Raw genomic sequence first — 14,094 nt, 5'->3', positions numbered from 1 at the left:
GATGGACAAGAGCACAGCAGAACGTATCGCCAAGCGCTTTGTGGGCCTTGCCCTGGAGCAGCGTCGGCAGATCCTCGACAAGATGCGCGAGACCGGGCAGAGCTTCCGCCTGCTGCCGATCGCCGTCACCCGCCACGACAGCCCGCGCATCCCGCTGTCCTATGCCCAGCAGCGCATGCTGTTCCTCTGGCAGCTGGAGCCGCAGAGCAGCTTCTACAACGTGCCGATGGCGGTGCGCCTGAGTGGTTCGCTGAACCAGCAGGCCCTGGCCGAGGCCCTGGACGCGCTGGTGCGGCGCCACGAGAGCCTGCGCACGCGCTTCGTCTCCGAAGAGGGCGAGTTCCACCAGCAGGTCCTTGAGCAGTCGGGTGTGAGCCTGGAGCTGCGCGAGGTGCAGGCCGGGCCGGGCGAAGATCTCGAACAGTGCCTGCGCGGCGCGGTGCGCGAGGCGCTGGATGCGCCCTTCGACCTGCTCGAAGGGCCGCTGCTGCGGGTCCGCTTGCTGCGCCTGGCGCCCAGCGAACATGTGCTGACGGTGTGCATGCACCATATCGCCTCCGACGGCTGGTCGGGCGAGCTGATGGTGCAGGAGTTCGTGCACCTGTACGAGGCGCTGTCCCAGGGCCGCGCCGCCGACCTTCCACCGCTCGAGGTGCAATACGCCGACTATGCGATCTGGCAGCGCGCCTGGCTCGAGGCCGGCGAGGGTGAGCGCCAGTTGCAGTACTGGAAGCAGCAGCTGGGGGATGAGCACCCGGTGCTGGAACTGCCGTTGGATCATGAGCGCCCGGCGCACCCCAGCTACCGCGGCGCGACCCTGCGCAGCGATGTGCCGGCGGCGCTGTCGGCCAAGCTCAAGGCCCAGGCGCGCAGCCAGGGCCAGACCGTGTTCATGCTGACCCTCGCGGCCCTGGCCGTGACCCTGGCGCGCTACAGCGGCCAGGCCGACATCCGCATCGGCGCGCCCAACGCCGGGCGCAACCGCAAGGAAGTCGAAGGCCTGATCGGCTTCTTCATCAACACCCAGGTGCTGCGGGTGCAGGTGGACGAGTGTCAGAGCGGCGCGGCCCTGCTGGAACAGGTGAAGCAGGCCGTCAGTGGAGCGCAGTCACATCAGGAACTGCCGTTCGAGCACCTGGTGGATGCCGTGGCGCCGGAGCGCTCGCTGGGCCACAACCCACTGTTCCAGGTGAAGATCAACCAGAACCTGGCCGACAGCGAAGCCGCCGCCCAGGCCCGGCAGACGCTGGGCGGCCTGAGCGTCAGCGGTTTTTCGGTCGAAGGCCGCGATGCCCGCTTCGACCTGGCCTTCGACTTCTCCGAAACGCCCGACGGCCTGCAAGGCTACTTCACCTACAGCACCGACCTGTTCGAAGCCGCGACCATCGAACGCATCGCTGCTTCGTTCCAGGCGGTGCTGCGCACCCTCGTGGAGCATCCTGAGGCGGCGCTGTTCGAGCATCCCGATACCCAGGCCGCGCAGGTCGAGACCAACCTGCGGGACTGGTCGCAGCCGGACTTCCTCGCCCTGTGGCGCCAGGGCTTGCAGGTCGGTGCCGGGCAGCCGGCGCTGCGCGCGGGTGATCGGATGGTCAGCTACACAGAGCTGGAGCAGCAGGCCAATCGCTTCGCTCACTATCTGACGGCGCAGGGCATCGCCCCCGGCATGACCGTGGCGCTGTGCCAGGAGCGCTCCATCGAGTGGGTGACCAGCCTGCTGGCCGTGCTCAAGCTGGGTGCGGTGTACCTGCCGCTGGACAGCCGCCAGCCCGCCGAACGCCTGCAGCAACTGCTGCAGGCCAGTGGCGCGCGGTTGCTGGTGCATGCCTTGGGCGATGCCCAGGCGGCGGGGCTGGGCGTATGCCCGGCGTTGGCCTATGACGCGGCGCAGCACGCTGACTGCAGCGACCAGCCACCGGCGGTACACATCGAACCGCAGCAAGCGGCCTACATCATCTACACCTCGGGTTCCACCGGGCAGCCCAAGGGCGTGGTGATCAGCCACGGCGCGCTGGCCAACTACCTGCAGGGCGTGCTGCAACGCCTCGACCTGCAACCCGGCGCCAGCCTGGCGATGGTCTCCACCGTGGCCGCGGACCTCGGTCACACCGTGCTGTTCGGCGCGCTGGCCTCGGGCCGGCTGCTGCACCTGCTGGGCCACGACCAGGGCTTCGACCCGGACGGCTTTGCCAGCTACATGGCCGAGCACCGGGTCGATGTGCTGAAGATCGTGCCCAGTCATCTGCAAGGCCTGCTGCAGGCCGCGCAGCCTGAGCGGGTGTTGCCCGAACAGCTGCTGATCCTTGGCGGCGAAGCCAGCTCCTGGGCCCTGATCGAGCAGGTCCGGCGCCTGAAGCCCGGTTGCCGGATCATCAACCACTACGGTCCGACCGAGACCACCGTGGGCATCCTCACCCACGAAGTCGGCGAACGCCTGCCCGGCTGGCGCAGCGTGCCGGTGGGTCGACCATTGGATAACGGCCAGGCGCGGGTGCTGGATGCCTACCTCAACCCGTTGCCCGAGCGGGTGGCCGGCGAGCTGTACCTGGGTGGCCAGGGCCTGGCCCAGGGCTATGTCGGCCAGCCGGGCCTGACCGCCGAGCGTTTCGTCCCCGATCCCTTTGGCCACAACGGCGAGCGGCTGTACCGTGCCGGTGACCGCGCGCGCCTGGATCAGGGCGTGCTGGAATACCTGGGCCGCGGCGACGACCAGGTGAAGATCCGCGGCTACCGGGTCGAGCCGGGCGAGGTCGGTCAGGTGCTGCAAGGCCTGCCCGGCGTCGGCGAGGCCGTGGTGCTGGCGCTGCCCCTGGACAGTGATCCGACGCGCCTGCAACTGGTGGCCTGGGCCGTGCCGGCGGCGGGCGTGGAGCTGCAGGCCGAGGCGTTGCGCCAGGCCCTGCAGGCGCGCCTGCCGGAGTACCTGGTGCCGGCTCAAGTGCTGTTGCTCGAGCGCCTGCCGCTGACCGCCAACGGCAAGCTGGACAAAAAGGCGCTGCCCAAACCGGGAGTGGCCAGGCAGCGTTACACCGCGCCTGTTGGCGAAATCGAGGAAAAACTTGCTGCGATCTGGTGCGAAGTGCTCAAGCGCGAGCAAGTGGGCAGCACCGATAACTTCTTCGAGCTGGGCGGCGATTCGATTCTCAGCCTGCAGATCATCGCCCGGGCCAAGCGCCAGGGCATCAAGCTGAGCCCCAAGCAGTTGTTCGAGAAGCAGACCATCGGCCAACTGGCGGCGGTGGCCAAGCTGATCGAGAAGAAACCGGCGGCCGAGGTGGTCGAGCAGGTCAGCGGCAGTCTGCCGTTGCTGCCGATCCAGGCGCGTTTCTTCGACACCGCGATTCCCCAGCGTCATCACTGGAACCAGGCGGTGCTGTTGAGCCCGCGCCAGCCGTTGACGGTGGCGTTGCTGCAGCCCGCGCTAAAGCAGCTGGTGGCGCAGCACGACGCCCTGCGCCTGCGTTTTTGCGAGGAGCAGGGGCAGTGGCAGGGGCAGTTCGCGCCGGTCGATGCGCAGCAATTGCTGTGGGTGCATCAACTGGACGATGCCGCGCGCCTGCCGGAACTGGCCGACGAGGCCCAGCGTAGCCTGGACCTGAAGCATGGCCCGCTGCTGCGGGTGGTGCTGATCGACCTGCCCGAAGGCCAGCAGCGCCTGCTGGTGGTGATCCATCACCTGGTGGTCGACGGCGTGTCCTGGCGCGTCCTGCTCGAAGACCTGCAGGCGGCCTGCCAGGCCCTGGCGGCCGGCAAGACGCCGGTACTGCCGGCCAAGAGCAGCTCGCTCAAGGCCTGGGCCGAGCACCTGCGCGAGCATGCCCGCAGCCCCGCGCTGGTGGCCGAGCTGGCTTACTGGCAGGCGCAGTTGCAGGGTGTCAGCGACGCCCTGCCTGGGGCGAACCCTGAGGGCGGCCAGCAGCGCAAGCATGAGATCTCGGTGCGCACTCAGCTGAACGCCGAGCTGACCCGGCAACTGCTACAGGAGGCGCCAGCCGCCTACCGCACCCAGGTCAACGACCTGCTGCTGACGGCGTTGGCCCGGGTCATCCGCCGCTGGACCGGCGAGGCGCATGCGCTGATCCGCCTGGAAGGCCATGGCCGTGAAGACCTGTTCGACGACCTCGACATCACCCGCACGGTGGGTTGGTTCAGCAGCCTGTATCCATTGAAACTGACCCCGGCAAGCGAGATGGGCGCGTCGATCATGGCGGTCAAGGAGCAGCTGCGCGCGGTGCCGGCCAAGGGTATCGGCTACGGCGTGCTGCGCTACCTGGGCGACGAGCAGGCCCGCCAGGCTCTCGGCGCCCTGGCCCAGGGCAGCATCGTGTTCAACTACCTGGGGCAGTTCGACGGCAGCTTCGACAGCGAACAGGGCCTGTTCGTCCCGGCGCCGGAAGGCGCGGGGCAGGGGCAGAGCCCGGAGGCGCCGCTGGGCAGCCTGCTGAGCATCGATGGCCAGGTTTACGCCGGCGAGCTGGCCCTGGACTGGAGCTTCAGCAGCGCCGTGTTCGAGCGCGGACAGATCCAGCGCCTGGCCGACGAATACGCCGAGGAACTGCGCCTGCTGATCGCCCATTGCACCACCGCTGGCGTGGCGGGCGTGACGCCGTCGGACTTCCCGCTGGCCAGCCTCGACCAGCGCCAGCTGGCGGCGTTGCCGGTGGCCGCGAGCAATATCGAGGACATCTACCCGTTGTCGCCGATGCAGCAGGGCATGCTGTTCCACAGCCTCTACGAGCAGGCGGCGGGCAACTACATCAACCAGCTGCGGGTCGAGGTGCAGGGCCTGGATGTGCCGCGTTTCGTCGCGGCCTGGCAGGCCACCCTGGACAGCCACGAGGTACTGCGCAGCAGCTTTGTCAGCGGTTACGACCAGTCGCTGCAGGTCGTCCTGCGCGAGGCACGCCTGCCGCTGGTGGAGCTGGACTGGCGCGACCAGGCCGACCTGCCTACGGCGTTGCAGGCCTGGGCCGAGGCCGACCTGCGCGCCGGCTTCGACCTCGCCTGCGGCCCGCTGCTGCGCCTGGCGGTGATCCGTACCGGCGAGCAGCACTACCAGCTGGTGTTGACCAACCACCATATCCTGCTGGATGGCTGGAGCAGCTCGCGGCTGTTCGGCGAGGTGCTGCAGCGTTACGCCGGTGTTGTGCCTGCGGCCAAGACCAGCCGTTACCGCGACTATATCCAGTGGCTGCAACGTCAGGACCAGGCTGCCAGCGAGCGCTTCTGGCGCGAACGCACCGCCGGCTTGAACGAACCCACCCGGCTCGCCCAGGCGTTCCGCTCCGAGGCTCATGGGCAGGGACAGGGTGAATATCCGGTGCTGCTCGACCCGCAACGCACCCAGCGCCTGGGCGAGTTTGCCCGGGAACAGCGGGTCACCCTTAACACTCTGGTCCAGGCGGCCTGGCTGCTGCTGTTGCAGCGCTATACCGGGCAGTCCAGCGTGACCTTCGGCGCCACCGTGGCAGGTCGCCCGGCCGAGTTGCCGGGTGTCGAGGAGCAGCTGGGGCTGTTCATTAACACCCTGCCGGTGATCGCCACCCCGCGTCCGGAACAGACCGTGGGCGACTGGGTGCAGCAGGTCCAGGCGCTGAACCTGGCCTTGCGCGAGCATGAGCACACGCCGCTGTACGAGATCCAGCGCTGGGCCGGCTGGAGCGGCGAGGCGCTGTTCGACAATATCCTGGTGTTCGAAAACTATCCGGTGTCCGAGGCGCTTCAAGCCGGTGCGCCTCAGGAACTGGCATTTGGCGAAGTGGTCAGCCAGGAGCAGACCAACTATCCGCTGACCCTGGTGGCACAGGTGGGTGACAGGCTGCTGGCCAGCTTCAAGTTTGATCGCGCCAGTTATGCCGAATCGGCCGTCGAACAGTTGGCGGCGCACTTCGTCGAGCTGCTGGAAGGATTGGCGGACTCGTCGCAGCGGGCGCTGGGTGACCTGGCCTTGAGCGGGGCGGCGGAGCAGGAGATTGCCAGTTTCCCGAGCGAAGCCTGTGCTCATGTGCTGATCGAAGCGCAGGCGGCGCGCACGCCTGAAGCGGTTGCCGTGACCTTCGCCGGGCAGGCGCTGAGCTACGACCAGCTCAACCGTCGCGCCAATCGCCTGGCGCACAAGCTGCGCGAGCAGGGCGTGGGGCCGGATGTGCTGGTGGGTATCGCGGTGGATCGCGGTTTCGAGATGATTGTCGGCCTGCTGGCGATCCTCAAGGCGGGTGGCGCCTATGTGCCGCTGGATCCTGAATATCCGCAGGACCGCCTGAGCTACATGATGGAAGACAGCGGCATTCAACTGCTGCTGACGCAAGGCCATCTGCTGGTCGATCTGCCCGTACCGGCGCAGGTTCGCAGCCTGAAGCTGGAAGATGATCTGGCCGGCTACAGCGATGAGAATCCCGAGCACCTGAGCCAGCCGGATAACCTGGCCTATGTGATCTACACCTCGGGCTCCACTGGCAAGCCCAAAGGCACCTTGCTGCCGCACCACAACCTGCTGCGCCTGTTCAAGGCCACCGATGCCTGGTTCGGCTTCGGCCCGCAGGACGTGTGGACGCTGTTCCACTCGTACGCCTTCGACTTCTCCGTTTGGGAGATCTTCGGTGCGCTGCTGCACGGCGGTCGCCTGGTGATCGTGCCGCGTGAAACCACGCGCTCGCCGGAAGATTTCCACCAACTGCTGGTGGAGCAGGGCGTGACCGTGCTCAACCAGACCCCGTCGGCGTTCAAACCGCTGATGCGAGTGGCCTGTGACAGTGCTGATGATCTGGCCCTGCGCTACGTGATCTTCGGTGGCGAGGCCCTGGATGTGGCGGCACTGCAACCGTGGTTCGAACGCTTCGGTGAAGACTGCGACAACCTGATCAACATGTACGGCATCACCGAGACCACGGTCCACGTGACCTACCGGCCGATCCGCTTCGCCGATACGCAGCAACCGGGCAGCCCGATCGGTGCGGCGATCCCGGACCTGTCGATGTACGTGCTGGATGCCGATTTCAACCCGGTGGCCAAGGGTTGCACGGGCGAGCTGCACGTTGGCCATGCCGGCCTGGCCCGCGGTTACCACAACCGTGCCTCGTTGACCGCCGAACGCTTCGTACCGGATCCGTTCTCCAGCGAAGGCGGACGTCTGTACCGCACCGGCGACCTGGCCCGTTATCGCGGCCAGGAAGTGATCGAATACGTGGGCCGGATCGACCATCAGGTGAAGATCCGTGGCTTCCGTATCGAACTGGGCGAGATCGAGGCACGCCTGCAAGAGCACGCTGCCGTGCGCGAAGTGTTGGTGCTGGATATCGACGGGGCAGGGGGCAAGCAACTGGCGGCTTACCTGATCGCTCAAGACGAAAATGCAGACCACGCAACGCTGCGTGACACGCTGAAGCAACACCTGAAAGCCAACCTCCCGGACTACATGGTCCCCACGCACTTCCTGGTGCTGGGTCAGTGGCCGCTGACCGCCAATGGCAAGCTGGACCGCAAGGCCCTGCCCAAGCCCGACGCCAGCCAGTTGCAACAAGGCTACGCGGCGCCACGTACGGAGCTGGAGCAACAGCTGGCGGCGATCTGGAGCGAAGTGCTGAAGGTCGAGCAGGTGGGTCTGCACGACAACTTCTTCGAACTGGGCGGTCACTCGCTGCTGGTGATCACCTTGGTAAACCGGGTGCGCGAAGCCTTCGCCACCAACATCAGCCTGCATGAGTTCATGCTGATGGCGAGCTTCGAGGAACTGGCGAACTTCATCGGTGGCGGCAAGGATCGCCTGAAATCGTCGGTGATCAACCTCAACGGTTGCCAACTGCAGCGTCCGGCGCTGTTCTGCCTGCCGCCGGGCGGTGGCGGTGCCTACGCCTACTACCCGCTGGCGAGCCGCCTGGCCGACGAGCGTCCGGTGTATGGCCTGGTCAACAAGTGCTACGCCGAGCCGGGCTGGGTGGACGAGTCCTGGGAGGCGATGGTCGGCTACTACGTCGAGCAGATTCGTCGTACCCAGGCCAATGGCCCTTACCATTTGCTGGGCTGGTCCCTGGGCGGCGCCCTGGCGCTGGAGGTGGCTCACGCCCTGGAGCAGGCAGGCCAGGAAGTGGGCTTCGTCGGCCTGGTCGATACCCTGCTGCCGAAGGACGTGTCCGGCCTTGAGGCCGAGCCCGTCGAGGTGGTGCAGGTGGCGCGGGCGGACGAGAGCCTGCTGCGGGGGCTGCTGGCTTTCGCTCCGGGTGTTGGTGAAGCCCGTATCGTCGGCTTTATCGATGAGGCCGGGCGTCTGCCTGCCGGGGTCGACAGGACCGAGTGGGTCATCGAGCAGGTGGCCGCTGCGGGGGGCGTCAGTGCCGAGCGGCTGCGGGCCATTCACGAGGATGTGCATCTGCAGCGGGAGATCGTTGATGGTTTCGCTGTCCTTGATCGCAACGTCGAACTGAGCCAGGCGTTTCGCCTGCGGCCGCTGGCGGTCCGGGTGGATTGCTGGTGGGCCAGCGAGAGTCGTAGCCTGGAGCGGGTGCGTATGGGGGAGGCGGGGTTGCTGGCGCAGGCTTCGGTCAACGGGTTGGCCAGTTCTACGGTGATCGCTGATGGGCATGAAGGGGTTATCAATGCCTTGGCGTTTGTCGATGGGCTGGTGGGGAGGTTGGCTGATAAGGCTTGATTGGGGGCGGGTGGGGCGTTGGGTCCTACCCGTTTTCTTATTGCGTACCTGGTGATTTTTATGGTGTCTTAGTTGTCAGAGCTTTGAAAACTATTGTTGTTGGGTGGTTTTGAAAGTTGTATGTGCATTCATTTAGGATGTCGACGCTTATTCACCTTTCCGCCCTTACGGCGGGTTACTTTGGTCGTGGCCAAAGTAACCAAAGCCGTGGCGCTCCATTCATCCGGCCCTACGCTTCGCTCCGGGTTCCCTCACTCCGGTCTTGCTCCCGGGAGGACCGCGCTGTAGGGCCCATCCTGGGCCCCAGCGCTTGACGGGCATCCATGCCCGTCACCTCCCTCCGCAAGACCTCCGTTCGGCCTCCTGAAGTCGCGAAGTTACGAGCGGCGCCTGGACTGGCGTAGCTGTCGCTAGTTCAAACTTAATTAATCTCTCGATCGCATCGCGGGGCAAGCCCGCTCCCACGCGATAGTCGACGTTATATAGAACTCTGTAGGAGCGGGCTTGCCCCGCGAAAGGGCCGAAAAAGCCAATACATAACTAACTGTAAAACAACTGACTTCGCATTTCTTGCTCTTGCTCTTGCTCTTGCTTCTAAGCGCGCAATAGTTCAGGCGCCGCCAATTGCGACTTCAGGAGGCCGAGCGGAGTTCTTGCGGAGGGAGGTGACGGCCATGGATGGCCGTCAAGCGCTGCGCCCCAGGATGGGGCGTTCAGCGCGGTCCTCCCGGGAGCAAGAACGGAGTGAGGGAACCCCGGAGCGAAGCGCAGGGGCCGGATGAACGGAGCGGAACGGTTTTGCCTACTTTTCCCTAGAGAAAAGTAGGTCGCCGTAAAGGCGAAAAGGTGACTAAATGTCGATATCACCTACGAATGCGCATAAAAAACTAGAACAATCACCAAAAAACCAGAACCAGAACCAGAACCTTCAGGCAATAAACTCCGACTCCACCTCACCATCATCCTGCCGAACACTAAGCACCACAGCCCCCCCACACAACCCAACCAACCCCACACTGGCCACCACGATATCCCCCATCCCCATACCGGCAAGCAGCAAAATCAGACTGATCCTGAACAGTGTGGTCATGGCCATCTCCAAGGCAGGGCGAACGAACTCCGTAAAACCACCATAACCCCGAAGCCCCCCATGCAAAGCGCCAGGACAAGCGATTGGCACTGAATCCACCCGCTTTGGCAGAAAGCCCGTCACTTGACGCCACCCACCATCCCTGATTTCATTGAAACCGTTTTCATCAACCCTGCAAAAGCGCAAACAAGAAGGAAACAGGGTGAACAAAGAGCCAACATCCGTCCGCGGTCGGGTCACCATCAGCGAAGTCGCCAAGGCCGCCGGCGTTTCCAAGGCCACGGTGTCGCGCTACATGGGCGAGGACCGGCAACTGCTCGCCGAAGCCACCGCGCAACGCATCGAGGCCGTCGTCGAACGCCTCGGCTACCGCCCCAACCGCATGGCCAGCGCCCTCAAGCGCGGCCGCACCGGGCTGATCGGCATGCTCCTGGCTGATATCCGCAACCCCTATTCGGTGGCGGTGATGCACGGCGTCGAGACTGCCTGCCGCCAGCACGGCTACAGCCTGGTGGTGTGCAACACCGACTACGACGACGACCAGGAACGCAGCCACCTGCAAGCCCTGCAGTCGTACAACGTCGACGGCCTGATCGTGAACACCCTCGGCCACCGCGCCGACGAGCTGGCCAAGCTGGCCCTCGACCTGCCGATGGTGCTGGTCGACCGGCAACTGTCCGGCCTGGCAGTCGACCTGGTGGGGCTGGACAACAGCGACGCCGTCGAGCAGGCCCTTGATCACCTGCAGCGTTGCGGTTATCGCGACATCCTCGCCGTGACCGAGCCGCTCGACGGCACCAGCTCCCGCCAGGAGCGAGTTGACGCCTTCCAGGCCTCCATCGCCCGGCGCCGTGGCCTGCGTGGGCAGGTGCTGGCGGTGGGCGCGGACTTGCCGGAGCAGCTGGGCAGCTTCATCGCCGGGGCAGGGCAAGGCCCGCAGGCCTTGTTCACCTGTAACGGCGTTGCCACCCTGGAGGTGGTACGCGTGCTGCACGCCCGTGGCGGAACGCTGTTCCAGGACGTCGGCCTGCTGGCGCTCGACGAGCTGGACTGGTACCCGTTGGTGGGCAGCGGCATCACCGCCCTGGCCCAGCCCACCGGGCGGATCGGTGCCGCAGCGTTCCAATGCCTGCTGGAGCGCCTGCAAGGCAGCGGTTCGCCGGCGCGGCGCCTGGATTTGCAAGCCGAGCTGATCCCGCGAGGCTCCACCCGATCACAAGCCTGACGGCGTCCTTGACGCCGTTGCTGCTGGCGAAAAATGAAACCGGTTTCATCTACAAGAACAAGGACCACACACATGCAATCGCCCATTGTCTCCATCAGCTTGTCGAGTTTCGGTGCCGATGCCGTGCGGCGCCTGGGTCAGGCCAGCTACCTGCCGTTGCTGGCCGCCGCCGGTGCGCGGCGGGTGGAATGGCGTGAGGAACTGTTCGACGCCACGCCCGCTGCCACCACCCTGGCCAACCTGGCCGCCGAGCATGGCCTGCAGAGCCTTTACTCCACGCCACTGGAGCTGTGGCGCGAGGATGGCAGCCTGGAGCCGGCCATCGCCCAGCGCCTGCAACTGGCAAGCGAAATCGGCGCGGTGGCGCTGAAGGTGTCGCTGGGGCATTACCAGCCAGGCTGTGACTTGCAGGCCCTGGCGCCATTGCTGGGGCACAAGACAGCGCTGTATGTGGAAAACGACCAGACGCCTTACGGCGGACGGCTGCAGGTCCTGGAACGATTCTTCCGCGAGGCGCAGGAGCAGGGCGTGGCACCGGGCATGACCTTCGATATCGGTAACTGGTACTGGCATGACGAATCACCGCTGCTGGCGGCACAGCTGCTGGGCCGTTGGGTGCGCTATGTGCACTGCAAGGCCGTGGCCCGGCGTGCAGACGGGCGCCTGGTCGCGGTCGTGCCCCAGGCGCTTGACCTGGCCCAGTGGCGCGAGCTGATGACCTATTTCGCCCCGGACCTGCCGCGGGCTATCGAATACCCCCTGGCCGGTGATGACCTGCTGGCGCTGACCGCGCGGCAGGTCGCGCAACTGGCGCAGCTGGAAGGGCAGGTGTGCCATGGCTGAGCGCGACGTCCTGTGTTTCGGTGAAACCATGGCCATGTTCGTGGCCGCGCAGCCGGGCGAACTGGCCCAGGTCGAGGGTTTCGGCAAGCGCATCGCCGGTGCCGACAGCAACGTGGCCATCGGCCTGGCGCGCCTGGGCCTGGGGGTGCGCTGGCTGAGCCGGGTGGGTAACGACTCGCTCGGCGCCTTCGTGCTCGACACCCTGCGCCAGGAAGGGCTGGACTGTTCGAGCGTCGAGATCGATGACGAGCATCCCACCGGGTTCCAGCTCAAGGAGCGCTGCGATGACGGCCGCGATCCGAAAGTCGAGTATTTCCGTCGTGGCTCGGCGGCCAGCCGGTTGTCGCCGGCTCAACTGCAACCCACGTTGCTGGAGGCCCGACACCTGCACGCCACCGGCATTCCGCCGGCCTTGTCGGCCAGCTGCCGCGCGCTCTGCCACCAGTTGCTGGGCGACATGCGCGCCCATGGCCGCAGCATTTCCTTCGACCCCAACCTGCGGCCTTCGCTGTGGCCGGACCGCCAGACCATGGTGCGCGAGATCAACGCCCTGGCGTTCAAGGCCGATTGGGTCCTGCCCGGGCTTGAGGAGGGGCGCCTGCTGAGTGGCCGCGATTCGCCGCAGGCCGTTGCCGAGTTCTACCTCGAGCAGGGCGTGCAATGCGTAGCGATCAAACTCGGCGCCGAAGGTGCCTACTGGCGCGACGCCCAAGGTCAGCACGGTGTGGTCCCAGGTGTTCCGGTGGCCCGGGTCGTTGACACCGTGGGTGCGGGCGATGCCTTCGCCGTCGGCGTGATCAGCGCCTTGCTCGAGGGCCTGCCACTGCGCCGGGCCGTGGCCCGGGGCAACTGGTGCGGCAGCCGGGCGGTGCAGAGCCGGGGCGACATGGAAGGCCTGCCGCAACGCCACGAACTGGACCTGCACGAACACGCTTCGATCCAACCACGCTGAATCGCCGGACCGTCCGGCACCTGATGTGACAAGAACAACAAGACCAGGAGAATCCCCATGCAGCTTGATCGACTCGCTCCCAGACGCTGGTGGTACATCATGCCCATCGTCTTCATCACCTACAGCCTGGCCTACCTCGACCGGGCCAACTATGGCTTTGCCGCGGCCTCGGGCATGGCCGACGACCTGAAGATCACCCCGGCGCTGTCGTCGCTGCTCGGCGCGCTGTTCTTCCTTGGCTACTTCTTCTTCCAGGTGCCGGGCGCCCTCTATGCGCAGAAGCGCAGCGTGAAGAAGCTGATCTTCGCCAGCCTGATCCTCTGGGGTGGCCTGGCGACGCTGACCGGCGTGGTGCACGACGTCTACCTGCTGATCGTCATCCGCTTCCTGCTGGGCGTGGTGGAGGCGGCGGTGATGCCGGCCATGCTCATCTACCTCTGCCACTGGTTCACCCGCGCCGAGCGCTCGCGGGCCAACACCTTCCTGATCCTCGGCAACCCGGTGACCATCCTGTGGATGTCGGTGGTTTCGGGCTACCTGGTGCAGCAGTTCGACTGGCGCTGGATGTTCATCATCGAAGGCGCGCCGGCGATTCTCTGGGCCTTCATCTGGTGGCGCCTGGTGGATGACCGTCCGGAGCAGGCCAAGTGGCTGGATACCCGCGAGAAGGCGGCGCTGCGCCAGGCGCTGGACGCCGAGCAGCAGGGTATCAAGCCGGTGAAGAACTACCGCGAGGCGTTCCGCTCGCCTACGGTGTTGATCCTGTCGCTGCAGTACTTCTGCTGGAGCATCGGCGTGTACGGCTTCGTGCTCTGGCTGCCGTCGATCCTCAAGCAGGCGGCGGCGCTGGACATCGTCACCGCCGGCTGGTTGTCGGCGGTGCCGTACCTGGGGGCGGTGGTGGCCATGCTCGGCGTGTCCTGGGCCTCGGATCGCCTGCAGAAGCGCAAGCGTTTCGTCTGGCCGCCACTGCTGATCGCCGCCCTGGCGTTTTACGGCTCGTACAGCCTGGGCACCGAGCATTTCTGGTGGTCCTACGCCTTGCTGGTGATCGCCGGGGCCTGCATGTACGCGCCCTACGGGCCGTTCTTCGCCATCGTCCCCGAGCTGCTGCCGGCCAACGTCGCCGGGGGCGCCATGGCGCTGATCAACAGCATGGGCGCGCTGGGCTCGTTTTCCGGCTCGTGGCTGGTGGGCTACCTCAATGGCGCCACCGGCGGACCCGGCGCCTCCTACCTGTTCATGTGCGTGGCGCTGCTGCTGGCCGTGGCCCTGACCGCCGTTCTCAACCCCTTGCAACAGACACGCCGGCAAAGCCTGGCGCCCAGCCGATAGGTACC

The 14,094-nt window shown here is 66.1% G+C and carries 6 protein-coding genes; 5 read left to right on the top strand and 1 reads right to left on the bottom strand.

Going from position 1 to position 14,094, the window contains the following annotated elements; genetic code table 11:
- The first annotated feature begins 1 nt into the window (after nucleotide 1).
- A complete protein-coding gene (locus LU671_RS15680) occupies nucleotides 2–8,644 on the top strand; it encodes an amino acid adenylation domain-containing protein (protein ID WP_232856155.1) in 8,643 nt (2,880 codons plus the stop codon).
- A 928-nt stretch (nucleotides 8,645–9,572) separates the two neighbouring features.
- Here LU671_RS15680 and LU671_RS15675 read toward each other — a convergent pair.
- Entirely contained in the window at nucleotides 9,573–9,734 is a 162-nt protein-coding gene (locus LU671_RS15675) for a hypothetical protein (RefSeq protein ID WP_203652433.1), read from the bottom strand.
- Between the two features lie 202 nt (nucleotides 9,735–9,936).
- On the opposite strand from LU671_RS15675, the gene LU671_RS15670 reads away from it, so the two are divergent.
- From LU671_RS15670 to LU671_RS15655, 4 genes are all read left to right on the top strand, one after another.
- Nucleotides 9,937–10,959 carry a LacI family DNA-binding transcriptional regulator gene (locus tag LU671_RS15670; RefSeq protein WP_232856154.1) on the top strand — a complete coding sequence of 341 codons (1,023 nt, stop codon included), beginning with the start codon at nucleotides 9,937–9,939 and terminating at the stop codon, nucleotides 10,957–10,959.
- Nucleotides 10,960–11,031: 72 nt separating this feature from the next.
- Complete coding sequence (locus LU671_RS15665; RefSeq protein ID WP_232856153.1) at nucleotides 11,032–11,802, top strand: AP endonuclease; 771 nt, start codon at nucleotides 11,032–11,034, stop codon at nucleotides 11,800–11,802.
- Nucleotides 11,795–12,754, top strand: coding sequence for a sugar kinase (locus LU671_RS15660; RefSeq protein ID WP_232856152.1), 960 nt, complete (start codon nucleotides 11,795–11,797; stop codon nucleotides 12,752–12,754). Before LU671_RS15665 ends, LU671_RS15660 begins: the two co-directional genes overlap by 8 nt.
- Before the next feature lie 57 nt (nucleotides 12,755–12,811).
- Complete coding sequence (locus LU671_RS15655; RefSeq protein WP_232856151.1) at nucleotides 12,812–14,089, top strand: MFS transporter; 1,278 nt, start codon at nucleotides 12,812–12,814, stop codon at nucleotides 14,087–14,089.
- Nucleotides 14,090–14,094 lie beyond the last annotated feature (5 nt).

Source organism: Pseudomonas sp. NMI760_13, assembly GCF_021283245.1.
Classification (GTDB): Bacteria; Pseudomonadota; Gammaproteobacteria; order Pseudomonadales; family Pseudomonadaceae; genus Aquipseudomonas; species Aquipseudomonas peradeniyensis.
This window is presented reverse-complemented; position numbering and strand designations above follow the sequence as displayed.

Coding starts and splice junctions, on each gene's coding strand:
- LU671_RS15680 (WP_232856155.1), top strand. CDS start 2: ATGGACAAGAGCACAGCAGAACGTATCGCCAAGCGCTTTGTGGGCCTT.
- LU671_RS15675 (WP_203652433.1), bottom strand. CDS start 9,734: ATGACCACACTGTTCAGGATCAGTCTGATTTTGCTGCTTGCCGGTATG.
- LU671_RS15665 (WP_232856153.1), top strand. CDS start 11,032: ATGCAATCGCCCATTGTCTCCATCAGCTTGTCGAGTTTCGGTGCCGAT.
- LU671_RS15660 (WP_232856152.1), top strand. CDS start 11,795: ATGGCTGAGCGCGACGTCCTGTGTTTCGGTGAAACCATGGCCATGTTC.
- LU671_RS15655 (WP_232856151.1), top strand. CDS start 12,812: ATGCAGCTTGATCGACTCGCTCCCAGACGCTGGTGGTACATCATGCCC.